Origin of the sequence: Streptomyces sp. NBC_01255, assembly GCF_036226445.1 — a bacterium.
Lineage (GTDB): Bacteria > Actinomycetota > Actinomycetes > Streptomycetales > Streptomycetaceae > Streptomyces.
In genome coordinates, this window is the sequence record NZ_CP108474.1 from 4,368,124 (window position 1) to 4,389,330 (window position 21,207).

General features: G+C 70.6%; 23 protein-coding genes and 2 tRNA genes. 16 read left to right on the forward strand and 9 right to left on the reverse strand.

Translation table 11 applies throughout. The features are described from left to right. Positions 1-49: 49 nt before the first annotated feature. The 3 genes from OG357_RS19460 to OG357_RS19470 all read left to right on the forward strand — a co-directional run bounded on the left by OG357_RS19460 (position 50) and on the right by OG357_RS19470 (position 1,811). Positions 50-123, forward strand: a tRNA-Ile gene (locus tag OG357_RS19460). Between the two features lie 147 nt (positions 124-270). Beyond that, positions 271-405: a DLW-39 family protein gene (locus OG357_RS19465; protein ID WP_003958712.1), complete on the forward strand. Its 135-nt coding sequence runs from the start codon at positions 271-273 to the stop codon at positions 403-405. Between the two features lie 104 nt (positions 406-509). Then, positions 510-1,811, forward strand: a complete 1,302-nt coding sequence (locus tag OG357_RS19470; RefSeq protein WP_329622355.1) for a hypothetical protein — start codon at positions 510-512, stop codon at positions 1,809-1,811. A gap of 85 nt (positions 1,812-1,896) precedes the next feature. Here OG357_RS19470 and OG357_RS19475 read toward each other — a convergent pair whose 3' ends face one another. Next, positions 1,897-3,273: a serine/threonine-protein kinase gene (locus tag OG357_RS19475; RefSeq protein ID WP_329622356.1), complete on the reverse strand. Its 1,377-nt coding sequence runs from the start codon at positions 3,271-3,273 to the stop codon at positions 1,897-1,899. A gap of 63 nt (positions 3,274-3,336) precedes the next feature. Beyond that, a complete protein-coding gene (locus tag OG357_RS19480; RefSeq protein WP_150268275.1) occupies positions 3,337-3,885 on the reverse strand; it encodes a helix-turn-helix domain-containing protein in 549 nt (182 codons plus the stop codon). Between the two features lie 129 nt (positions 3,886-4,014). On the opposite strand from OG357_RS19480, the gene OG357_RS19485 reads away from it, so the two are divergent. Continuing rightward, positions 4,015-4,087: transfer RNA gene (locus OG357_RS19485), tRNA-Ala, on the forward strand. On the opposite strand, the gene OG357_RS19490 is transcribed toward OG357_RS19485, so the two are convergent. Further along, positions 4,061-5,362, reverse strand: a complete 1,302-nt coding sequence (locus OG357_RS19490) for an MDR family MFS transporter (protein ID WP_329622357.1) — start codon at positions 5,360-5,362, stop codon at positions 4,061-4,063. The two genes, OG357_RS19485 and OG357_RS19490, sit on opposite strands and share 27 nt — an antisense overlap. Before the next feature lie 39 nt (positions 5,363-5,401). Between OG357_RS19490 and OG357_RS19495 the strand changes: the two genes are divergently transcribed. Beyond that, entirely contained in the window at positions 5,402-5,902 is a 501-nt protein-coding gene (locus OG357_RS19495) for a MarR family winged helix-turn-helix transcriptional regulator (RefSeq protein WP_329622358.1), read from the forward strand. Between the two features lie 30 nt (positions 5,903-5,932). Here OG357_RS19495 and OG357_RS19500 read toward each other — a convergent pair whose 3' ends face one another. From OG357_RS19500 to OG357_RS19510, 3 genes are all read right to left on the reverse strand, one after another. Next, positions 5,933-6,511 carry a TetR/AcrR family transcriptional regulator gene (locus tag OG357_RS19500; RefSeq protein WP_329622359.1) on the reverse strand — a complete coding sequence of 193 codons (579 nt, stop codon included), beginning with the start codon at positions 6,509-6,511 and terminating at the stop codon, positions 5,933-5,935. A gap of 30 nt (positions 6,512-6,541) precedes the next feature. Beyond that, on the reverse strand, positions 6,542-6,958 hold the full coding sequence (locus OG357_RS19505; RefSeq protein ID WP_329622360.1) for a RidA family protein: 417 nt from the start codon (positions 6,956-6,958) through the stop codon (positions 6,542-6,544). A gap of 146 nt (positions 6,959-7,104) precedes the next feature. After that, entirely contained in the window at positions 7,105-9,540 is a 2,436-nt protein-coding gene (locus OG357_RS19510; RefSeq protein ID WP_329622361.1) for an ATP-binding protein, read from the reverse strand. A 224-nt stretch (positions 9,541-9,764) separates the two neighbouring features. Here OG357_RS19510 and OG357_RS19515 point away from each other — a divergent pair, with 224 nt between their 5' ends. The 3 genes from OG357_RS19515 to OG357_RS19525 all read left to right on the forward strand — a co-directional run bounded on the left by OG357_RS19515 (position 9,765) and on the right by OG357_RS19525 (position 11,336). Continuing rightward, entirely contained in the window at positions 9,765-10,211 is a 447-nt protein-coding gene (locus OG357_RS19515) for a carboxymuconolactone decarboxylase family protein (protein WP_329622362.1), read from the forward strand. Positions 10,212-10,292: 81 nt separating this feature from the next. Then, the gene (locus OG357_RS19520; RefSeq protein ID WP_329622363.1) at positions 10,293-10,772 is read left to right on the forward strand and encodes an iron chaperone; all 480 of its coding nucleotides are present in this window, start codon (positions 10,293-10,295) and stop codon (positions 10,770-10,772) included. 174 nt (positions 10,773-10,946) lie between these two features. Further along, entirely contained in the window at positions 10,947-11,336 is a 390-nt protein-coding gene (locus OG357_RS19525) for a DUF6344 domain-containing protein (RefSeq protein ID WP_329622364.1), read from the forward strand. Between the two features lie 143 nt (positions 11,337-11,479). Here the strand turns inward: OG357_RS19525 and OG357_RS19530 are convergent, their stop codons facing one another. Then, positions 11,480-12,232 carry a DUF5324 family protein gene (locus tag OG357_RS19530; RefSeq protein WP_329622365.1) on the reverse strand — a complete coding sequence of 251 codons (753 nt, stop codon included), beginning with the start codon at positions 12,230-12,232 and terminating at the stop codon, positions 11,480-11,482. Positions 12,233-12,500: 268 nt separating this feature from the next. On the opposite strand from OG357_RS19530, the gene OG357_RS19535 reads away from it, so the two are divergent. Together OG357_RS19535 and OG357_RS19540 are read left to right on the forward strand one after the other, a co-directional pair. Next, on the forward strand, positions 12,501-13,028 hold the full coding sequence (locus OG357_RS19535; protein ID WP_329622366.1) for a peptidylprolyl isomerase: 528 nt from the start codon (positions 12,501-12,503) through the stop codon (positions 13,026-13,028). Between the two features lie 40 nt (positions 13,029-13,068). Beyond that, positions 13,069-13,935, forward strand: a complete 867-nt coding sequence (locus OG357_RS19540) for a rhomboid family intramembrane serine protease (RefSeq protein ID WP_329622367.1) — start codon at positions 13,069-13,071, stop codon at positions 13,933-13,935. A gap of 330 nt (positions 13,936-14,265) precedes the next feature. Here OG357_RS19540 and crgA read toward each other — a convergent pair whose 3' ends face one another. Beyond that, a complete protein-coding gene (gene crgA, locus OG357_RS19545; RefSeq protein ID WP_317597154.1) occupies positions 14,266-14,520 on the reverse strand; it encodes a cell division protein CrgA in 255 nt (84 codons plus the stop codon). Positions 14,521-14,660: 140 nt separating this feature from the next. On the opposite strand from crgA, the gene OG357_RS19550 reads away from it, so the two are divergent. The 6 genes from OG357_RS19550 (at position 14,661) to OG357_RS19575 (ending at position 18,903) form a co-directional block, all read left to right on the forward strand. Continuing rightward, entirely contained in the window at positions 14,661-15,428 is a 768-nt protein-coding gene (locus OG357_RS19550) for a DUF881 domain-containing protein (protein ID WP_329622368.1), read from the forward strand. 34 nt (positions 15,429-15,462) lie between these two features. Then, positions 15,463-16,170 (forward strand): class E sortase, encoded by a 708-nt coding sequence (locus OG357_RS19555; RefSeq protein ID WP_329625627.1) that lies wholly within the window; start codon positions 15,463-15,465, stop codon positions 16,168-16,170. A gap of 64 nt (positions 16,171-16,234) precedes the next feature. Then, positions 16,235-16,396 carry a hypothetical protein gene (locus OG357_RS19560; protein ID WP_024760376.1) on the forward strand — a complete coding sequence of 54 codons (162 nt, stop codon included), beginning with the start codon at positions 16,235-16,237 and terminating at the stop codon, positions 16,394-16,396. Further along, positions 16,393-17,031, forward strand: coding sequence for an aminodeoxychorismate/anthranilate synthase component II (locus tag OG357_RS19565; protein ID WP_329622369.1), 639 nt, complete (start codon positions 16,393-16,395; stop codon positions 17,029-17,031). The genes OG357_RS19560 and OG357_RS19565 overlap by 4 nt, the downstream gene beginning before the upstream one ends. Next, complete coding sequence (locus OG357_RS19570; RefSeq protein ID WP_329622370.1) at positions 17,028-18,191, forward strand: class E sortase; 1,164 nt, start codon at positions 17,028-17,030, stop codon at positions 18,189-18,191. Before OG357_RS19565 ends, OG357_RS19570 begins: the two co-directional genes overlap by 4 nt. Before the next feature lie 37 nt (positions 18,192-18,228). Beyond that, complete coding sequence (locus tag OG357_RS19575; RefSeq protein WP_317597150.1) at positions 18,229-18,903, forward strand: class E sortase; 675 nt, start codon at positions 18,229-18,231, stop codon at positions 18,901-18,903. A gap of 98 nt (positions 18,904-19,001) precedes the next feature. Here OG357_RS19575 and pknB read toward each other — a convergent pair whose 3' ends face one another. Then, positions 19,002-21,068, reverse strand: coding sequence for a Stk1 family PASTA domain-containing Ser/Thr kinase (pknB, locus tag OG357_RS19580; RefSeq protein WP_329622371.1), 2,067 nt, complete (start codon positions 21,066-21,068; stop codon positions 19,002-19,004). Positions 21,069-21,207: the final 139 nt, after the last annotated feature.

Here is a 21,207-nt window from a genome sequence, read left to right on the forward strand (position 1 = left end):
GCGCTAATCTTCAGGAGTCAGCGCGCGGGACACACACCGCAAGCGCGGCGGGGCTATAGCTCAGTTGGTTAGAGCGCATCCCTGATAAGGATGAGGCCACAGGTTCAAATCCTGTTAGCCCCACAGTTCAGATCGACCCGGACGGTTCAACCGTCCGGGTCGATTTGTTTGTGGCAGGTTTGAAGTCCGCACAGGTCACCGATCGGTATCGGTCGATGTGTAGAGTGGGCGTCAGAAGTCTCCTACGTCAACGAAAGACGAGGTCGCGCGGTGAAGAAGCTTCTCCTGGTCGCACTGGCCGCCATCGGCGGGCTCCTCGTGTACCGCCAGATCCAGGCGGATCGCGCCGAGCAGGATCTGTGGACGGAGGCGACCGACTCCGTGCCCGCAGGTTCGGGTGTCTGAGACGAAAACCGTCTGTGGGTGGAGCCCCGGCCGCGCGTGAGCGGGCCGGGGCTTTGCTTTGCCTGAGCGAACAATTTGCTTGCTTGAGTAAAGGGGAGAGGCGCGTGAAGACGCAGGCCGGCATCGGACGCATCGGCCGGAGAGCGGGGGCCCTGATCGCGACGGTCGCGGCAGTGGGCGCGGTGACGGCGCTGCCGGGCCAGGCACGGGCGGCCGACGGGGGCGCGCTCCCGCCGTACGCCTTCGACGGCACGGCCCAGCAGGTCAAGGGCGCCGCTTCGAGCTCGGACGCGGAGCAGCTGAAGACCGGGCAGACCTACCGGGACACGCTCAAGAAGGACGGCAAGATCTATTACCGCGTCGACCTCGACGACAAGCTCAACAGCTACGTCTCCGTGGTCGCCGTGCCGAAGCCCGGGGGCAAGGTCGAGTACGGCGACGGCTTCAAGGTGAGCATGCAGGACGGTTCCGGCACCGACTGCGGCTACCAGCAGGTGTCGTTCTCCTCGGCCGAGTACACGCGGCCGCTCGCCGGGTACGCCCGCCGCATCATCGATCCGGACAGCTCCAGCTGCCAGAAGGCGGGCGCCTTCTACGTGCTCGTCGAGCGCACGTCGAAGCCGACCTCGGCCCCGGACGACTGGGAACTGGAGATCCGGCACCTGTCCGAGCCGGGCCTGAAGAAGGCCGGCCCGACCGAGCTCCCCGAGGCCTGGTCCTCCGCCACGCCCCCGCCGCCGACGGGCGGTCCGCAGAAGCGGCAGGGCGGCGCCGGCTTCCACGACGCCGTCTCGCTGACGCAGGGCGAGTGGCGGTCCGACATCCGGCCCGGTCAGACGCTCTTCTACCGGGTGCCCGTCGACTGGGGGCAGCAGCTCTTCGCCACCGCGGAGCTGGGCAGCAGCGCCGCCGCGGACGAGTACGTCAGCTACGCGTTGGTGCTCTCCCTCGACAACCCCGCGCTCGGTCACGTCGACGAGAACAGCGGAAGCTACGACGGGAAGCCCGCGACGCTGGCGCTCGACGCACAGCGGCCGGTGGCGCACGAGAACCGCAGCTCGTACAACGACGCCACGAACGGCATGCGGTTCGCCGGCTGGTACTACCTGTCGGCCACGCTCAGCCCCAAGCTCGCCGAGGAGTACGGGGACAAGCCGGTGCCGCTGACGCTGCGCGTGAACGTCACGGGGACCGCGAAGCCCGGGCCCGGGTACGACGGGGACCCGGGCCCGTTCGCGGTGACCGCCGACGACAAGGAGGCGGCGGCGAACGGCGCGAGCGGAGCGGCGGCGGCCGAGGGGAACGGAGCCATGCGGCTCGTCGCGGTGGCCGGCATCGGCACCGGGAGCGTGCTGCTGCTCGGGCTCGGCGCGTGGACGCTGGTGGCGCGGAGGCGGGCGGCTTAGAGCGGTTGGGCGGGGGTTGGGCGGTTGGGCGGTTGTAGAGCCGCGTAGGACCCCGTGAGGGCCCCTCAGGGCGGCTCAGGGCGGCTCAGGTCTGGGTCAGGGCCCAGAAGCCGACCGCGAAGCAGACCAGGGCGAGCAGCAGGACCGGGACCGTCACCTTCGGGGGCGGTCCCGGTCGGCGTACGGGGGCCGGGGGCGCGGGTTCCGCGCGGTGCGCCGGTGCGGTGTGCTGATCGGGAACCTGAACGGGGTGAGCGGTGTATGGATGAGTAGGGGCCTGTCCATACGGTGCTCCGGCCGTGGGGGCCTGGTCGAAGGAGGGGGTCGGGTGCGTGACCGGCGGAGGCAGGTGGAAGCTGCCCGTCTCGGAGGGGTTCGGCATCGGCGCGTGCGCCGGGGCTGCCGCCGACACGGGCTGCTGGTACTGGGGCTGGTACTGGGGCTGTGCGGGGTGTTGCTGAGGCGGTACGGGCCCGGTGGGCCCGGTGGGCCCGGTGGGCGGCACGCCGGGCGGCGTCGGTACGGCGTCGGTGGCGGTGGCGTGAGTGCCGGGGGCTGCCGGTCCGCCGGGACTCGCGGGGCCGGTCGGGCCCAGGGGGCCGAAGCCGGCCGGCAGCGGGCCGATCTGGTCGAAGATCTCGACCGGAGGCTCGTCGGGACGCGGCTCGGGCAGCATCTCGGCGGCGGCGTCCAGCGCCTTGCGCGCGCCCGTGGCGGTCCGGAAGCGGGCCTGCGGATCGGGCTGGAGCAGCCCGGCGAGCACCTGCCACAGCGGCTCCGGGATGCCCTCGGGGGCGCTCGGAGTGCCGTACGTGAGGAAGTGGCCGACGAGGGCCTGGGAGTCCGGGCTGCGGCCCTGGAGCAGATAGAGCGCGACCAGGCCGACGGCGAACAGGTCGGCGGTGAAGTCCGGCTCGGCACCGAGGAGTTGCTCGGGCGCGAAGTAACCGGGCGTTCCCACCACGTAGTTGGTCTCGGTGAGCCGGGGCTCACCCTTGCGCATGGAGATGCCGAAATCGGACAGCCGCAGGTGCGGCCGCCCGGTTCCGGTGACGTCCAGAAGGATGTTGGCGGGCTTGATGTCCCGGTGGACGACGCCCTCGGCGTGCACCGTGGCCAGACCCGAGAGGAGCTGGTCGAGCAGGGTGCAGACGAAGCGGGGCGGCAGCGGGCCGTAGTCCCCGACGACGTGCGCCAGCGAGCCGCCGGCGACCAGGTCCATGGTGAAGAGGACCTTGTCGTCGTCGGCGGCCCAGCTGGCCGGGGCGAGGACGTGCGGATGGTCGATCCGCATCGCCTGCTCGCGGACGAAGCGGAGCAGCGTGTGGGCGTCGCTCTGCTGGAGCACCTTGGCCGCCACGTACCGGCGCCGCCGGTGGTCCCAGGCGCGCCACACCGCGCCCGCCCCGCCCCGTCCGATCGGGTCGATCAGCTCGTACCGACCAGCGAAGACCTCACCCATCGCGCTGCGCCCGCTCCCCGTCGTGTCGTGTCTCCCCGGGACCGGCCGACCGCCGGTCCCGTGTCAGTTCTGGTGCGACTCGTAGTGCGCGACCGCGTCCGCGGTGCGCCCCGCGCCGTACACCCGGAGGAACTCTGCCAGTTCCGGGTGCGCCGGGGCGAGGGAGTCCGCCGCGTCGATGATGTCGCCCGCGGCGGCCACCGACCGCAGCAGGGACTGGATCTCGCGGACCACGCGGCGCACGGTCGGTGCGCCGGAGCCGGTGGCGGTCTGGGCCGTGCTGGTGAGGACGGAGCCGCCCTGCGACTTCTTGACCTCGTCCATCCGGTCGGTGGCCTCGGCGGCGCTGACGCTGCCGTCGGCGACCTGGACGGCGAGCTCCTGGAGAGCCTGGACGCGCTGGACGACGGCCGGGTTGCCGATCTTCGCCCGCTGGCCGCTCATCAGCTGGGACAGCATGGGCGCGGACAGCCCGAGCACGGCCGCGAGCCTGGCTTGATTAAGCCCGAGATCATCGATCAGCCGACGGAAGAGCGCCCCCAACGGCTCCCCGTACCAACTGCGCTGAAGCTCTCTGGCTCTTGCCGTGGCTTCCTGCTGCGCTGCGTCCATTACTTCTCCCCATCCCTTAGGTTCGCCACTGCGAACCTCGATCAGCATCTTACGGAGAGTGGTCGTGGACCGGGAGTCCCTATCCTTTTGCCGGACATGGGGGGAGACCCGGTACGCTGTTCTCGTTCCGGGGCCTTAGCTCAGTTGGTAGAGCGCTGTCTTTGCATGGCAGATGTCAGGGGTTCGACTCCCCTAGGCTCCACCTGGATGCACCCCCTTGATCAGCGGAGACGCGATCAAGGGGGTGTTTTTTGTGCCCGTTTCCGGTGGGGGTGACCGCGTGCGGGGGCAGTGAGCGTTCGGCGCACAGGAGGATCGCTGCGCCCGTCAGGACCATCAGCGCGAGGACGGTCCACAGCTGCCACTGCCCCGCGTCGAGGAGGAACCCCAGGAGCATGGGCGCGAGGGTGCGGCAGGCGGACCAGGACAGTTGGTAGACCGACAGGTACCGGCCCCGCAGGTGGTCGGGTGCCGCCTGGACGGACAGGCCCTGCGAGGGTGCGGAGTGGACGAGTTCGCCCGCGGTGTAGAGCACGGCGACCGCGAGGACCGCGGCGAGGGCGTTCGGGCCGCTGACGAGCCGGGGGAGCAGGGCGAAGGCGACGAAGGAGAGTGCGAAGACGACCGCGCCGAGCGCGGCCGCCCGCGGGCGGCTGCCGCGCAGCGTCAGGCGGGCGGCGGGGACGCCGAGCCCGGCGACCAGGACGGTGTTGACCGCGAAGACGATGCCGGCCAGGGCGTCGGGCAGGGCGACGTCCCGGGTGAGGAAGACCGGCAGGGCCATGGCCTGGGTGGTGTAGCCGAAGGCTATGAGGAAGTTGGCCGCCGTGATGAGCAGGTAGGGCCGGTCGGCGAGGACCTGTCGGTACCCCTCGCGTGCCGCTGGTCGCGCGGTGCCGCCGCGGACGTTCGGGATCCTGCTCACCAGGAGCGCGGCGCAGGCGAAGACCACGGCCAGGGTCTCGGAGGCGACGACGAAGCCCGCGGTGCCGTTCCACACGAGCATGCCGGCGGCCGCGAGGCTGCCGCATCCCATCCCGGCGTTGCGGAGGCTGCGGTCCCAGGCCAGGAGGCGGTCACGCTCGGTGCCCCGCGCGAGGTCGCCGATGAGCGCGTGCTGGCTGGGCGAGGAGGCCCACATGCCGACCGCGACGACCAGGGCGATCGCCAGGAACGCGGGGTAGGACGCGGCGAAGGGGTAGGCCGCGAAGCCGGCCGCGCGCAGCGCGAGTACGCCGATGAGCACTCGTCGGCCGCCGAACCGGTCGATGAGGATGCCAGCGGCCGGCATGAACGCCAGCGCGCAGAGCCCGGCGATCGTCAGGCCCGTGCCGATCGATGTCAGGGACAGGCCGGTGAGCGAGTGGAGGAACAGCATCGTCAGCGGCACGTAGATGCCGTCGCCGATCGACCCGGCCAGGCTCGCGGCGACGAGGCGGCGGCGCGTGGATCTCTCTCTCGTGGATTTGTCTTCCATGGAAGATTTTTTATCATCCGTGGAAGATAGAGTGAAGGGATGCAGGCAGACGCCATCGCCGCCATCGTCGACCAGTGGCGACGCGAGCGACCCGATCTGGACGCGACGCCGATGCTCGTCATCGGCCGCCTCTTCAGGCTCACCGACGCGCTGGACCAGCTGCTGCGCCCGCCGTTCGCCGCCGCGGGGCTGGGCAGCGGCGACTTCGACGTCCTCGCCGCCCTGCGGCGGTCCGGTGAGCCCTACGCGCTGTCCGCGGGCGAACTCAGCCGCACCGTCCTGGTCACGACCGGCGCGATCACCAAGCGGGTCGACCGGCTCGAGCAGCGTGGTCTGGTGGCTCGGACCGTCACGGAGGCCGATTCGCGCGGCCGCCTCGTCACGCTCACCGCGGCGGGCGTCGCGCTGACCGACGAGCTCATCGCCGTCCACCTGGACAACCAGCGCCGGCTTCTGGCCGGGCTCGGCGAGGACGAACAGGCGGCGCTCGCGGATCTGCTGGAGCGACTCGCTCTCGGGCTGCCCCCGGCGGGTGGCTGAGGAGGCTTTCGGTGAGAGGCCCTGGGGCGTCTAGAGGTCGGCGAGGGTGCTGTCCACGGTGTCCAGCAGGGCCTGCCGGTTTCGCTGGACGCGGCCGAGCACGCGCAGTCCGTAGTACGTGCTCTGGACACGGCGGGCGAGGGCGCGGAGGTCGCCGGTGGAGCGGATCTCGCCGCTGTGGCGGCCGGCGGCGAGGATCGCGTACAGCTCGTTCTCGACCCGGTCGAAGCTGCGCTGTACGGCGTCCCTGACGTCCTGGTCCGGGCCGGAGGCCTCGACGGCGGCATGGATCGCGAAGCAGCCGCGGCCGTCGGCCTCGTCGAGGTCCGCGTCGACGGCGTGGAGCATCATCGCGCGCAGGCGGTCCTTGACGGGGCCGGGGCCCTGGAGCAGTGCGACCTGCTCGGCGGTGCGGGTCTCGTAGTAGCGGTGGAGGGCGCGGAGGTAGAGCGGGCGCTTGCCGCCGAAGGCGTTGTAGAGGCTCGACGGCCCGAGGCCCGTGCTGTCGCAGAGATCGCGGGTCGACGTGCCCTCGTAGCCGTGCCGCCAGAACGTCTCCATGGCCGCGGTCACGACACGCTCCTCGTCGAACTCTCGCGGCCTGGCCATGCTCCCACCCTAAGACGTCCGCCCCCGGGGTCAGGAGGCGGTGGCGACCGCTTCGATCTCGATCAGCCAGGCGGGGTCCGCCAGCGCGGCGACCTGGACGAAGGTCTCCGCGGGGAAGGGCGGGGCGTAGTGCTTCGCGCGGAGGGCGGCGAAGGCCTCCTGATGGGAGGGGGAGAGGTCCGTGGCGAAGACGGTGAGCTTCACCAGCCGGTCGAGGCCGGAGCCGGCGTTGGTCAGGACGGTGGACACGTTGGCCAGGGCCTGGGCGGCCTGCGCCGCGAAATCGCCGTGGCCGACGGTGGTTCCGTGTGCGTCGATCGGGGCTTGTCCGGAGGTGAAGACCAGGCCGCCCACCCGGATGCCGAGGGAGATGCCGGCCTCCTCGTACCAGTCGGGGTCCGCCGTGACGCGGACGCGGGTGAAGGGCGGAGGGGAGGTCGGTGTCATGGCGGCTGCTCCTTCTGTTCCTTCGGTGAACCTGCGTTGACCCTTCGTCAGGTGGACCGTAGCAGGTTTTGGAGCGATCGATTCAGAATGAGTGATGACGGGGGTGCTTTCGGGGCGGTTGCCTTCTTTCCCGTCGTCCTGGTCCGTCAGTGCGCGTCGGGGGCGAGCTCCCGCAGGACCGCGATCCCCTCGTGGGCCAGCGCCTCCGCGTGCCTGTTGCCCAGCCTCCGGGCCAGTTCCAGGGCCTGGCGGTGCAGCCGCAGGGCCTCGTCGGGGAGGCCCGCGAGCCGGCAGGTCTCGGCGTAACCGTCCAGGAAGTGGATCTTCCAGTGCTCCTCGAAGACCTCGTCGAGCAGCGCGAACGCCTCCCGGTGACTGGCCAGAGCCTCCTCGTACCGCCCCATCTGCCGCAGCGCGACGCCCCGGCAGTTGAGGCACCACGCCTGGTTGTGGAGGTGCCCGTCGTCACGGGCCACCGCCAGCGCCCGCCCCAGGTGCTCCACCGCCTCCTCGGGCCGATCGGGCGCGACGGCCACACCGAGAGTGATCCGGGCGGTCAGCGCGGGCGGCCAAGTGGGGTCCGTGTGGGGGATGCCCAGCACCTCCCGGGCCCGCCGCGCCGCCTCCTCCCGGTGGCCCAGCTGGAGCATCGCCCAGGCCTCCGACGCGGCCGCGTGGGCCGCACCCGTCGGGCTGCCTGCCTGCTCGTACAGCTTCCCCGCCAGCCGGAAGAGGTCGAGCGGTTCCTCGACGTGTCCCGCGTCCCAGCTCAGGTAGCCGCGGCGCAGGGCCAGTTCGGCCTCCGCCCGGGTGTCCCCCGCGCGGGCCGCCTGCACCTCGGCCGCGTCGTACGAGGCGGTGGCCTCCGCCATCCGGCCCGCGTTGTAGCGCGCGAAGCCCAGGTCGCTGTACGCCTCGGCCAGTTGCAGCGGATCCCCCAGGCGCTCGGCGGCGGCGAGCGACCGCTCGAAGAGGTAGTTGAGGTGGGACGTGCCGCAGCGGCGGGCGAAGTACGCCCGCAGGAAGCGCGGCAGCTCGCACACGTGCGTGTCGGCGCCGACGGCGGCGGCCGTCTCGAAGGCGGCCAGGAGGTTCCCGTACTCCGTGACGAGCCAGCCGAAGGCCGCGTTCTTGTCCGCGAACCGGGGCAGCACGGCCGGCGGCACGCCGGCGGAGGCAGGGCGCCCGGGCGCCAGGTACGGCATCGCGGCGTCGGCCGCCGCCGTCGCGTGGACGTAGTAGTCCAGTACGCGGTGCAGGGCCCGCTCCCGCGCGGGCGCCGCGTCCTGCTCCGCCACGGCCCGGCGCGCGTGCTGGTGCACCAGGTCGTGCAGCCGGTAGCGGCCCGGCGTCGGCTCCTGGACGAGGTGCGCGTCCACCAGGTCCTCAAGGGACGCCCGCGCCTCGCGCAGCGGCAGGTCCGCGAGGGCCGCCACCACGTACGCGTCGAAGGATTCCCCCGGCAGCAGGCCGAGCAGCCGGAACAGCCGGGCCCGGGCGCGGTCGAGCTGCCGTACGGACATGGCGAACGCCGCACCGAACTCGGCGTCGAACTCGCTCGCGCCCTCGCTCGCACCCTCCGACATCCGCTCGACGAGGATCCCCACGGTCCAGCCCGGCCGGTGCCGCAGCCGTGCCGCGGCCAGCCGCAGGGCGAGCGGCAGCCGGCCGCACAGCCGCAGCACCTCGGCGGCGGCCTCCGGATCGCGCGCGAGCCTGCTGTCGGGGCCGCCCGGGTCGCCGCTGGCGCGGGCCAGCAGCTCCGCGCTCTCCGCCGGGCTCAGCACGTCGAGCGAGACCGGGGGCACCTCGTCCAGCCCGAGGAGACGGTTGCGGCTCGTGATCAGGGCGACGGACGGCCCGGCGCCGGGCAGCAGCGGGCGGACCTGGTCGGCGTCGGCGGCGTTGTCGAGGACCACGACGACCCGGCGGCGCGCCAGCTCCGACCGCCAGCAGGCGGCCAGCTCCTCGACGCCCTCGCGCGGGACCTTCTCGGAGGGGACGTCGAGCGCGGCGAGCAGCATCCGCAGCGCGGAGTCGGGGTCGAGCGGCGGCCGGCCCTCGGTGAAGCCATGGAGGTCCACATAGAGCTGGGCGTCCGGGAAATCGGCGGCGAGGCGGTGCGCGGCGTGGACCGCGAGGCAGGTCTTGCCCACGCCCGCCATGCCGTCGACGGAGACCGCCCGGTGGCTCTCGACGGCCGCGAACACGGCGGCGAGCCGCTCCTCGCGCCCCGTGAAGTCGGGCACGTCGCGCGGCAGGTCGTTGCGGGGCAGCGGCCGGATCTGCCGACTGCTCTTCGGGGGCGGGGGCAGGGGGTTCGAGGTCCGCTCCCACAGCGGCCGCAGGGGGCGGGGGTCCCGCTTCACCAGGCGGCACAGGGCGACGACCGCGGGCCAGGGCGGCACGGTCCGGCCGTTGAGGTAGCGCGAGAGCGACGAGGAGCTGAGGCCGGTGTCCCGCGCGAGGGCCCGTACGCCGAGCCCGGACAGCTCGTGGAGCAGGCGCAGCCGGGCGGCCAGCTCCTCCTGCGGGTCGGCGCCCGAGGCTCTCGCGTGTGAGTCGGCCGGTCGTGCGTCCATGGTTCCCCCGTCTTCGTGTCCTGCTGTGGTGCTGTGATCCCGTCCCGCGCGGGGCGAAGTCTTCCGATCCAACTCGCCGCAGGTCAAGGCTGTTTCACCTGTCCCACGGTGTCCCACCGCGATGGCCGCGGCGGGCGGAACGGGCTGTCATGGAGTCACGCCCCGAGGGAACGGGGCACCGACCCGGAAGAGGTGAAGAGGTGCGGAGCGAACCGCGGTCCCGTATGAGGAACCCCGTCGCCGTGCTGCCCGCCGCGACGCGGCCCGTCCAGGAACTCCTCGACGCCGTGCGCTCCGGAGGCGTGGACGGGCAGACGCTGGAACTGATCCACCTGCGGATCAGCCAGATCAACGGCTGCGCCGCCTGCGTCGACGGCGGCGCCAGGACGGCCCGTGCGGCCGGCGTGAGCGACGAGCGGCTGGCCGCGGTCGCCGCCTGGCGCGAGGCCCCGTACTTCACCGCGGCGGAGCGGGCGGCCCTCGGGCTCGCCGAGGCCGCGACGCGGCTGGCGGACCGGCCCGACGCGGTCACCGACGAAGTCTGGGACACGGCCGCCACCTACTACGACGAGAAGCGACTCGCCGCGATCATCCTCATGGTCGGCGTCACCAACCTGTTCAACCGGCTCAACGCCACGACCCGGCAGATCGCCGGCGCGTACCGCCCGTAGCCGCATCCGTACCAGTAGCTGTACCCGTACCCCGTACCCCGTAGCCGCATCCGATTCCGTACGAGAGCAAGGAAGTCCGCCATGACGAACACGCAGAAGCCCGCCAAGAAGACCGCCGCGGCCGAGACGAAGACCGAGGAATGGACGGCGGAGGAGCGGAGCGCGATGAAGGAGCGCGCCAAGGAAGTGAAGGCGTCCGCGCGCCGTGGATCGCGCGCCGACAAGGCGGCGGAGGAGGAGGCGGCCGTGGTCGCGAAGATCGCCGAGATGGAGGGCTCGGACCGGGACATGGCCGAGCGCGTCCACGCCGTGGTGAAGGAGAGCGCCCCCGAACTCGCGCCGAAGCTCTGGTACGGGATGCCCGCGTATGCCAAGGACGGCAAGGTCGTCTGTTTCTTCCAGAGCGCGCAGAAGTTCAACGCGCGGTACGCGACCTTCGGCTTCAACGACGTGGCCAACCTCGACGACGGCACGATGTGGCCGTCCGCCTACGCCCTGAAGGAGCTGACCGCCGCCGACGAGGCGCGGATCGCCGAGCTGGTGAAGAAGGCGGTGAGCTAGCCCGCCGGGGCCGGGAGGTGGCCACTGATCCGTACGGGTGGTGTTCATCGGAAGAACTGCGCGGCGGTGGCGTCGTTCCGCGGGAATCTCGGGTCGCATCCACATCATGTGGAAAGTACGTAAAGCGCGCAACCCGAAATGAACCATCTGAGAACGTCACGAAAGTGAGAGATCATGGCCACCGCCAAGGTCAAGCAGTTCTGGACCGCCTTCATCTCCGTCCTCTTCGCCCTCCTCGCCTCCGTCGGCCTGGCGAGCACCGCCACCGCGGCCCAGCAGCCCGCCGTGCAGCAGCCCGAGGAGCCCGTCGGCTCTGCCTCCGCCGCCGCGGTCCCCGCCGCCGGGGAGCGTGCCCTCGTCTCCGTACCGGCACAGCGGACGCATCGGTGGCCGCTCGCCGGTGACCGCTCCCTGCCGCCCACCATCAAGCAGCGCATCGGCGCCGAGGCCCACGGCTCCTCCCCCTCCGTACGCCACCGCCACGCGGGTGGAGCGGCCGAGAGCGACCCGGCCGCGCTGACGGAGCTGGCGCTCGCCGCGACGGCGCCGGCGGCGGGCGCGTAGGACGCGGGGAGCCGACGTATGCGTACGCGCACTCCCCGCGCCTGTGGAACCGCGAGATCCTCAGAGCAAGACCCTCAGACCTCCTCCAGACCCTCCAGACCCTCCAGACCCTCTAGGCAATCCAGACCGACCGACCGCAGTGGTCAGCGACGCTCGTCGCGCTCCGCATCGGCAGCGGCCTCGGCGTCAGCTTCCGCCTCCGCCTCCGCCTCGATCTCGGCATCAGCCTCGATCTCGGCCTCGGTCTCCTTGTACTGCACCTCCGGATCGAGGAATCCGTTACTGCCGTCGACGGACGACAGCGTGGATCCCTCACCTACCTCGGTAGGAGCGGGCGGCTCGACCAGCCAGTCGGGATTGGCCTGCTTGTCCCACCACTTCCAGGCGGCGAAGACGCCGCCGGCCACCAAGCCGAGGACCACGAGTCCCTTGGCGAGGCGTCCGGCCCTGGCCCGCCGCTCGTGCTTCCTCACGATCTTCTGAATGTCCTTCGGCGTCACCTGCCCGCGCAGCGCGGCCCAGGCGGCGGTGGAACGCGACCCGGCCTCCTCAAGGACGGGACCGGTCGCGGCGACCGCGTGCTCGACACGCGGAACGGTGTAGTCGGTCGCCTGGCGGGCGGCCGAGCGGGTCATGACCGCCGCGCGATGCGCGGCCGCGTCGACCCGCGGTGGTACGTGCGGTGCGACGTACGAGGCGTACTGCGCACGCGCCTGTGCTCGGGCCTGTCGTGTGGCCTTGGAGACCTTCGGCGCGATCCGCACCCGCGCCTCGTGCGCGTAGTACGTGGCCTGGTCCCTGGCCGTTTCGGCGTACGGCGCCACCACTTCCGCGGCGTGCAGGACGCTCTCCTTCGCCGAATCTGACGCGGCGCGCACGCTGTCCATGCGGGTCACGGGATTCCTCCTCCTCGGTGGCGACGATGTCGGTTTTTCACCTTTCCATCCTTTTCGGAATCATGCCCGTCGGATCGGGGTCCGGCATGCGGGGCGGGCATCCGGGGCATGCGGAGCGGTGATCCAGAGCGTGTGGCGCGGTGATCCAGGGCATGCGGAGCGGGCATCCGGGGCATGTGGGGCCGTGATCCGGGGCATGCGAGGATCGGTCACGCCAGAGACAGACGTGACATGACGCAACACGACACGACGTGGACGGAAGGCGACCGTGGCCGAGCAGCTGTACGCGATCCTCAAGACCAGCCTGGGTGACATCGAGGTCCGGCTGATGCCGTTCCACGCCCCGAAGACGGTGCGCAACTTCGTCGAACTCGCCTCCGGCGAGCGCGAGTGGACGCACCCCGCCACCGGCACGGTCTCCTCGGATCCGCTCTACGACGGCACGGTCTTCCACCGGGTCATCAAGGGCTTCATGATCCAGGGCGGCGACCCGCTGGGGAACGGCACGGGCGGACCCGGGTACGAGTTCGCCGACGAGTTCCACCCGGAGCTCTTCTTCGACCGTCCGTACCTGCTGGCCATGGCCAACGCCGGCCCGGGCACCAACGGCTCGCAGTTCTTCGTCACGGTCGGCGCCGCGACCTGGCTGAACCGGAAGCACACCATCTTCGGCGAGGTCGCGGGCCAGGAGAGCCGGAAGGTCGTGGACGCGATCGCGGCGGTCGCGACCGACCCGCACACCGAGCGTCCGCTCCAGGACGTGGTGATCGACTCCGTGGTGATCGAGAAGCGCTGAGGCGAAAGTGACGGAAGGGACGCAAGGGAAGGAACCTCCCATGGACCCGCAGTCCGGTCTGCCCCGCTGCTATCGCCACCCGGAGGCCGAGACCGGCATCCGCTGCGCCCGCTGCGACAAGCCCATCTGCCCGCAGTGCATGATCTCCGCCTCGGTCGGTTTCCAGTGCCCTGACTGTGTGCGCAACGGTTCGGGAACCGGCCATGCCGCCGACGCCAACCAGCCCCGGACGCTCGCGGGCGGCCGGGTGGCGGCCGACGACCGTCTGGTCACCAAGATCCTCATCGGGATCAACCTCGCGGTCTACCTCATGGTGCTGCTGTTCGGGGACCGGCTCGTCGACGAGCTCGTGCTCATCGGCTACGCCTACATGCCGGCCCTCGGCGAGTTGGTCGGGGTCGCGGACGGCGAGTGGTACCGGCTGCTGACGGCGACCGTCCTCCACCAGGAGGTCTGGCACATCCTCTTCAACGTGCTGGGCCTGTGGGTGATCGGCGGGATCGTCGAGCCCGAGCTCGGCCGGATCCGGTACACGGTCCTGTGCGTGCTCTCCGGGCTCTCAGGCTCCGTGCTCGCCTATCTCGTCGCCGCACAGAACCAGCCCTCGCTGGGCGCCTCCGGCGTCGTCTACGGCCTGATCGGCGCCTGGGTCGTGCTGGCCCGCCGCAAGCGGCACGACATGCGGCCGGTGGTCCTCTTCGTGGCGCTGTCGCTGCTCATGACCTTCACCCGTCCGGGGATCTCCTGGGAGGCCCACGTCGGCGGTCTCGTCGCGGGCGTCCTGGTGACGTACGCGCTGTTGCACGCGCCGAGGGCGCGCAGGGACCTCGTGCAGTACGGGGCCTGTGGACTGGTGCTCCTGCTCGACCTGGGGCTGGTGCTTGCCCGATCCGCTGCGCTCACCTGAGCGCAGGGGGCTGTGGACGAGCTTTTCTTCGAGCTTTCCCCAGAGTTATCCACAGTGTGTGGCGGCTCACCCCCGCACTGTGGGGAAACACTGCACCCCTCGCCTCTGACCTGGTGTTTCTCCAGGGAGGCGAGGGGTGCGGCACGTTCTACGGCAGGTGATCGCGCTCACAAAGCGGTCATACCGGCGTCAACCTCGTCCAAGTTATCCACAGATCTTCGTAAGTTATCCAGTGCTGTGTACAACGCTGTGGATAAGTTCAGGGGAGAGCTTGACGAGCCGCCGGTCCAGCCGATAAATCGCGGGCTTTTTCGCTACTTCGCTACTTCGCTACTTCCACTGCGTGGAGACACCGAAGCCCGCCGCGATGAAGCCGAAGCCCACCACGATGTTCCAGTTGCGGATCGCCTCGATCGGCATCGAACCGTCGGTGACGTAGAAGACCACGATCCACACCAGCCCGATGGCGAACAACGCCAGCATCACGGGGGCCACCCAGCTGTGGTTCGTCAGCTTGATGTTGGTGGCCTGCTTGGCAGGCGTAGGCGTGAAGTCGGCCTTCTTGCGGATACGTGACTTCGGCACGAGGGACTCTCCTGTCGATGCGCTGCGTGACCGCGCAGGGAACTGTGGCTGGCGCCGGGATGTGACGTAGGAGGAAGACTGCGTCCCCCGGGCGTCCGTTAGCGTAGTGGTTCCGCGGCACCGAAGGGGATCAGGGTACGTTGAGCAATTCCGCCGACACTCCCACAGGGCCGGGCCGCACCACGAGGTGGCGCCCCGTCCGGGTGCTCACCCTTGCCGTCTTCGCCCTCGCCGGACTGATCTTCGTCACGAGTTTCAACACCGCCAAGGGCACCAACATCCGCACGGACGCCTCGCTGCTCAGGCTCTCCGACCTCATCGAGGAACGCAGCCACAAGAACGCCGGGCTCGACGAGTCCACCGCCGCCCTCCGCTCCCAGGTCGACGGCCTCGCCGCCCGCGACGACGGTTCCACCCGTGCGGAGGACGCGAGGCTCGACGCCCTCGAAGCGACCGCGGGGACCAAGGAGGTGTCCGGCTCCGGCCTCACCGTCACCCTCGACGACGCCCCGCCCAACGCCCAGGCGGCCCCGGGCTACCCCGAGCCGCAGGCGAACGACCTCGTCATCCACCAGCAGGACCTCCAGGCCGTCGTCAACGCCCTGTGGCAGGGCGGCGCCAAGGGCATCCGCGTGATGGACCAGCGGCTCATCTCCACCAGTGCCGTGCGCTGCGTCGGCAACACCCTGATCCTCCAGGGCCGCGTCTACTCGCCTCCGTACAAGATCACGGCCGTCGGCGACCGCGGGAAGCTGAGCAAAGCGCTCACCGAGTCCCCCGCCCTCCAGAACTACCAGCTGTACGTCAAGGCGTACGGGCTCGGCTGGAAAGTCGACGACCACAAGGCGGTGACTCTGCCCGGCTACTCGGGCACAGTGGACCTCCACTACGCGAAGCCGGTGAGCTGACCGGAGGGACTGCGGGGAGGGGCGCGTGGGCGGCTTGCGTCTCGTCGTGCGGACCTTCAGCGAGCTGTGCCTCACCGTCGGCACCCTGATCGTCCTCTTCGTCGTCTACGTCCTGTACTGGACCGGTGTCCAGGCCGAGAGCGCGAGCGCCGGCCAGATCGACACCCTCCAGCGGGCGTGGGCGGACGCACCGCTCGCACCGCCGCCCGCGCCGGGGTCCTCATCCCCGCCGCCCGCCCCCGAGACGCGCCCCTACGCCCCCGGCAAGGGGATCGCCGTCATGTACGTCCCCCGGCTCGGCAAGGACTGGAAGTGGCCCGTCCTCGAAGGCACCGGCCCGGGCGTCCTGAAGAAGGGCCTCGGGCACTACGCGGCCACGGCACGCCTCGGCGCGACCGGGAACTTCGCCGTCGCCGGCCATCGCCGCACGTACGGCGACCCCTTCAAGGACTTCCCGCGGCTGCGCCCCGGCGACGCGGTCGTCCTCACCGACGGGACCACGTGGTTCACGTACCGGATCGACCGCGGCTCCTACAGGACCCTGCCCACCGACGTCGGGGTCGTCGCCCCCGTACCGAAGCCGCTCAGGAAGAACGCGGCCGGCTACGACGGGCCAGGCCGCTACCTCACCCTCACCACCTGCGAGCCCGAGTGGGGCAGCAGCCACCGGCTGATCGTCTGGGCGCACCTCGACGCCACGCAGCCGGTGACCGACGGTCGTCCACAGGCTTTGGGCAGCTGACCCCCCACAGCCCCCTCGCCCCGTACTCTGGTCCCCGTAACGAACGGAAGGGGCGGTCGACGTCATGTACGGCTGGATCTGGAGGCATCTGCCGGGCAACGCGTGGGTGCGGGCACTGATCTCGATCGTGCTGGTGCTCGCGGTTGTCTACGCCCTCTTCCAGTACGTGTTCCCCTGGGCGGAGCCCCTGCTTCCGTTCAACGATGTGACGGTGGACGGCCAGTGAGCGCGCGAATTCTCGTCGTCGACAACTACGACAGCTTCGTCTTCAACCTCGTTCAGTACCTCTACCAGCTCGGTGCCGAGTGCGAAGTCCTCCGCAATGACGAGGTCGAGCTGAGCCACGCACAGGACGGCTTCGACGGCGTCCTGCTGTCGCCCGGGCCCGGCGCGCCCGAGCAGGCCGGGGTCTGCATCGACATGGTCCGGCACTGCGCCGCCACCGGCGTGCCCGTCTTCGGCGTCTGCCTCGGCATGCAGTCGATGGCCGTGGCGTACGGCGGTGTCGTCGACCGCGCGCCCGAACTGCTGCACGGCAAGACGTCCCCCGTCACGCACGAGGGGAAGGGCGTCTTCGCAGGCCTCCCCTCGCCCTTCACGGCGACCCGCTACCACTCGCTGGCCGCCGAGCCCGCCGCCCTGCCGGCCGAGCTCGAGGTCACCGCGCGGACCGAGGACGGCATCATCATGGGGCTGCGCCACCGTGAACTGCCCGTCGAAGGCGTCCAGTTCCACCCCGAGTCGGTCCTCACCGAGCACGGCCACCTCATGCTCGCCAACTGGCTGGAGCGGTGCGGCGACAAGGGGGCGGTCGGCCGGTCGGCGGGGCTCGCGCCGGTGGTGGGCAAGGCCGTCGCGTGACGGCGGGCTCGCCGTGGTTCCGGGACGCGGGAGGCCCGGGGCCCGAGCCGATACCCGTGGACCCGTACGGGCAGGGGGAGCAACTCCCTTACGAGCCGACGGCGTACGAGCCGACGGCGTACGAACCGTCGTACGAGCCCGTGTACGAGGCTCCGGCTGTCCCCGCGTACGAGGGTCCGTACGAGCCGCCGTATGAGGCTCCGTACGAGGCGGCCTCTCACGAGCCCGCGTACGCGTCGTACGCGCCGGAGGAGCCCCCACAGGCCCCACCGGCCCCACGGGACGAGACGGTGGCCCTGCGGGCCGTGGAGACGCCTCAGACGCCTCAGACGCCTCAGGGGCCCGGACGGGCCGAGCGGCGCCGCGCGGCCAAAGGCGGCAGAGGCAAGAGCCGCGGCAGCGCCGCCCCCACCGCCACCACGGGGACGGCCACCGAATCCCGCCCTCTCTCCCGCGTCGAGGCCCGCCGCGCAGCCCGTGCGGCCAAGGACAGCGTCGGTGTCGTCGCCAGCCGGATCATCGGCGAACTCTTCATCACCTTCGGCGTCGTCATGCTGCTCTTCGTCACCTACCAGCTGTGGTGGACGAACATCCGCGCCGGCCAGCAGACCGACCGCGCCAAGGAACAGATAGAGGACACCTGGGCGAAGGGCGACAGCAAGCCGGAGGCCTTCGAGCCCGGCGAGGGCTTCGCCATCATGTACATCCCCAAGCTCGACGTCGTCGTGCCCATCGCCGAGGGCATCAACAAGACCAAGGTCCTCGACAAGGGCATGGTCGGCCACTACGCCGACGGCAAGCTCAAGACGGCCATGCCGTCCGACAAGCAGGGCAACTTCGCCGTGGCCGGACACCGCAACACGCACGGCGAACCGTTCCGGTACGTCAACCAGCTCAAGCCCGGCGACCCGATCGTCGTCGAGACCCAGGACGCGTACTACACCTACGCGATGGCGAGCATCCTGCCCCAGACCTCGCCGTCGAACGTCGCGGTGATCGACCCGGTCCCGAAGGGCTCCGGCTTCACCAAGCCCGGCCGGTACATCACGCTGACCACGTGCACGCCCGAATTCACCAGCACGTACCGCATGATCGTCTGGGGCACGCTGGTCGAGGAACGCCCGCGCAGCAAGGGAAAGCCCGAGGCACTCGTAGGCTGAGACCCCACACCTCCGGACGGGACGACGGGACGACCTAGTGGCACGCGCGCGCAACCGGATCGCCGGGATCATCAGCGTCTTCGGCGAACTCCTCATCACAGCGGGTCTGGTGCTCGGACTCTTCGTCGTCTACTCGCTGTGGTGGACCAACGTCCTCGCCGACCGCGCGGCCGACCAGGACGGCGCCCAGGTCCGCGACCGCTGGGCCGACGGCCCCGGCGCCCTCGACACCAAGGACGGCATCGGCTTCCTGCACGTGCCGGCCATGAACAACGGCGAGGTCCTGGTCAAGCAGGGCACCACCCCCGGCATCCTGAACAACGGCGTCGCCGGCTACTACACCGACCCGATAAAGTCCGCCCTCCCGCAGGACAAGAAGGGCAACTTCACACTGGCCGCGCACCGCGACGGGCACGGCGCGAAGTTCCACAACATCCACAAGCTGAAGACCGGCGACCCGATCGTCTTCGAGTCCAAGGACACCTGGTACGTCTACAAGGTCTACAAGACGCTGCCGGAGACCACGAAGTTCAACGTGGACGTCCTCCAGCCCGTCCCGAAGGAATCCGGCGTGAGCAAGCCGGGCCGCTACATCACGCTGACGACCTGCACCCCGATGTACACCTCGGACTACCGGTACATCGTCTGGGGCGAACTGGAACGCACGGAGAAGGTCGACCGCGACCGCACCCCGCCGGCGGAGCTGCGCTGACGTTCGGCCGACGAACGACCGAGCCCCGGCATCCCAAGGATGCCGGGGCTCGGTCGTGTCCAGGTGCACGAGTACGGGTGCGGGTACGGGTGCGGCCGTCAGTCGAAGAAGCCGCCGCCGCCGTTGTCGTTCCCGCCCTGGTCTCCACCCTGGTCTCCACCCGGGTTGCCACCCGGGTTTCCGCCTTGGTCGCCAACGGTGCCGCCCACGGTGATGATGGTCACCGGAGTGTTGGGGTCGACCATCGAACCCGGTGCAGGGTTCGAGGTGATCACCGTGGCGTCCTCCTTGTCGGAGCCCTGCTGGACGACGTTCGTCAGGCCCATGCCCAGAAGCAGGTCCCTGACCTCCTTGAACTGCTTCGTGGCGATGTCCGCCGGGATCTGGATCTGGGTCACCTGCGGGCCCTTGGAGACCTTCAGCGTGATCTGAACGTCCTTCGGCTGGTCCGTGCCGCCCTGCGGGGTCATGTCGACGACCGTGCCCTTGGGCAGGTCGCTGTCCACTTCCTCTTGGTTGATCTTGTTGAAGCCGACGGCGTTCAGCTGCTGGACCGCCTGGTCGTAGGTCCGGCCCTTCTGGTCGGGAAGCTCGGACAGCATCTGCTTCGCGACGGTGATCGTCACCTCGGAGTTCTTCTCCGCCTTGGAACCAGAGGTCGGGTCCGTACGCAGGACCGTGCCCGGGTCCTCCTGGGACTCCTCCTGCTCGACCTTGACCTCGAAGCCCTTGTCCTTCAGGGTCTGCTCGGCGCGCTCCTGGGACTGCTCGATGACGTCCGGGACCTCCACGAGGGGCGCGCCCTCGGAGACCCACACCTGGATCGTGCTGCCGGTGTCCATCTTCGCGACGTTGTCCGCGACCGGGACCTGGCGGCAGATGGAGCCCTTGGGCTCCTCGCAGCGCTCGGTGCCGGCCTCGACCGCCTTCACCTGGGCGTTCGTCGCGAGACCCTCCGCTGCCTTCAGCGGCTGACCGACGAGCTGGGGGACCGTGACCTGCTGGGGCCCCTCCTTCTTGTCCATCAGCGAGACACCGATGAAGATCGCGCCGACAAGCACCAGGATGCCCGCGAGAACCAGCAGGATCGTCGAGGTGTTCGACTTCTTCTGGCCACCGCCGCGACGACGGTCCGGACGGTCGTCATAGCCGTAGCCACCGTCGTCGCCGTTGACCGGGGGCATCATCGACGTCTGACCGGCCGGGTCGGCCTGGCGCAGAGCGGTCGTCGGCTGGTCCTCCGGGTAGCCCCCGTAGCCCCCGCCGTACGCGGGCGCGCCGCCCATGCCCATCCCCATGCCCATCGCCGCGGCGGCCGCGACCGGCTGACCGTCGAGGCAGGCCTCGATGTCCGCGCGCATCTCGTCCGCCGACTGGTAGCGGTAGTCGGGGTCCTTGACCAGCGCCTTGAGGACGATGGCGTCCATCGACGGCGTGATCTCGGGGTCGAAGTTGCTCGGCGGCTGCGGCTCCTCACGGACGTGCTGGTACGCGACCGCGACCGGAGAGTCGCCGATGAAGGGCGGACGGACGGTGAGGAGCTCGTACAGCAGGCAGCCGGCGGAGTACAGGTCGGACCGGGCGTCGACCTGCTCGCCCTTGGCCTGCTCCGGGGAGAGGTACTGGGCGGTGCCGATCACGGCGGCGGTCTGGGTCATGGTCATGCCCGCGTCGCCCATGGCGCGCGCGATGCCGAAGTCCATGACCTTGACCTGGCCGGTGCGCGTCAGCATGACGTTCGCCGGCTTGATGTCACGGTGCACGATGCCGGCGCGGTGCGAGTACTCGAGCGCCTGGAGGATGCCGACCGTCATCTCGAGCGTGCGCTCGGGCAGCAGCTTGCGGCCCGAGTGCAGCAGCTCGCGCAGGGTCGACCCGTCGACGTACTCCATCACGATGTACGGGATGGAGACCCCGTCGACGTAGTCCTCGCCGGTGTCGTAGACCGCGACGATCGCCGGGTGGTTCAGCGAGGCGGCGGACTGTGCCTCACGGCGGAACCGGGCCTGGAAGGACGGATCGCGGGCCAGGTCGGCCCGCAGCGTCTTCACGGCGACGGTGCGGCCGAGCCGGGTGTCCTGGGCGATGTACACCTCGGCCATGCCACCACGGCCGAGCACCGAGCCCAGCTCGTACCGGCCGCCGAGGCGACGCGGCTCTTCCATAGCTAATCCAGCCCTCTCCGTCTGTCCCGACCGCACCCATGGGTGGTCCGGCGGTGTGTGCTGTTCGCGCATACGCTACCGGCCCCTGGACGGCGTTCCGCTCGGGGCCGGTAGCTGATACCTGACCGGTACCTGGTTC

Excerpts from the sequence above, each read along its gene's own strand:
- OG357_RS19480 (WP_150268275.1), bottom strand. The coding sequence starts at position 3,885 with ATGGACGCAGCGCAGCAGGAAGCCACGGCAAGAGCCAGAGAGCTTCAG.
- OG357_RS19475 (WP_329622356.1), bottom strand. The coding sequence starts at position 3,273 with ATGGGTGAGGTCTTCGCTGGTCGGTACGAGCTGATCGACCCGATCGGA.
- OG357_RS19520 (WP_329622363.1), top strand. The coding sequence starts at position 10,293 with ATGACGAACACGCAGAAGCCCGCCAAGAAGACCGCCGCGGCCGAGACG.
- OG357_RS19525 (WP_329622364.1), top strand. The coding sequence starts at position 10,947 with ATGGCCACCGCCAAGGTCAAGCAGTTCTGGACCGCCTTCATCTCCGTC.
- OG357_RS19560 (WP_024760376.1), top strand. The coding sequence starts at position 16,235 with ATGTACGGCTGGATCTGGAGGCATCTGCCGGGCAACGCGTGGGTGCGG.
- OG357_RS19490 (WP_329622357.1), bottom strand. The coding sequence starts at position 5,362 with ATGGAAGACAAATCCACGAGAGAGAGATCCACGCGCCGCCGCCTCGTC.
- OG357_RS19510 (WP_329622361.1), bottom strand. The coding sequence starts at position 9,540 with ATGGACGCACGACCGGCCGACTCACACGCGAGAGCCTCGGGCGCCGAC.
- OG357_RS19500 (WP_329622359.1), bottom strand. The coding sequence starts at position 6,511 with ATGGCCAGGCCGCGAGAGTTCGACGAGGAGCGTGTCGTGACCGCGGCC.
- OG357_RS19495 (WP_329622358.1), top strand. The coding sequence starts at position 5,402 with ATGCAGGCAGACGCCATCGCCGCCATCGTCGACCAGTGGCGACGCGAG.
- OG357_RS19515 (WP_329622362.1), top strand. The coding sequence starts at position 9,765 with ATGAGGAACCCCGTCGCCGTGCTGCCCGCCGCGACGCGGCCCGTCCAG.
- OG357_RS19540 (WP_329622367.1), top strand. The coding sequence starts at position 13,069 with ATGGACCCGCAGTCCGGTCTGCCCCGCTGCTATCGCCACCCGGAGGCC.
- OG357_RS19505 (WP_329622360.1), bottom strand. The coding sequence starts at position 6,958 with ATGACACCGACCTCCCCTCCGCCCTTCACCCGCGTCCGCGTCACGGCG.
- pknB (WP_329622371.1), bottom strand. The coding sequence starts at position 21,068 with ATGGAAGAGCCGCGTCGCCTCGGCGGCCGGTACGAGCTGGGCTCGGTG.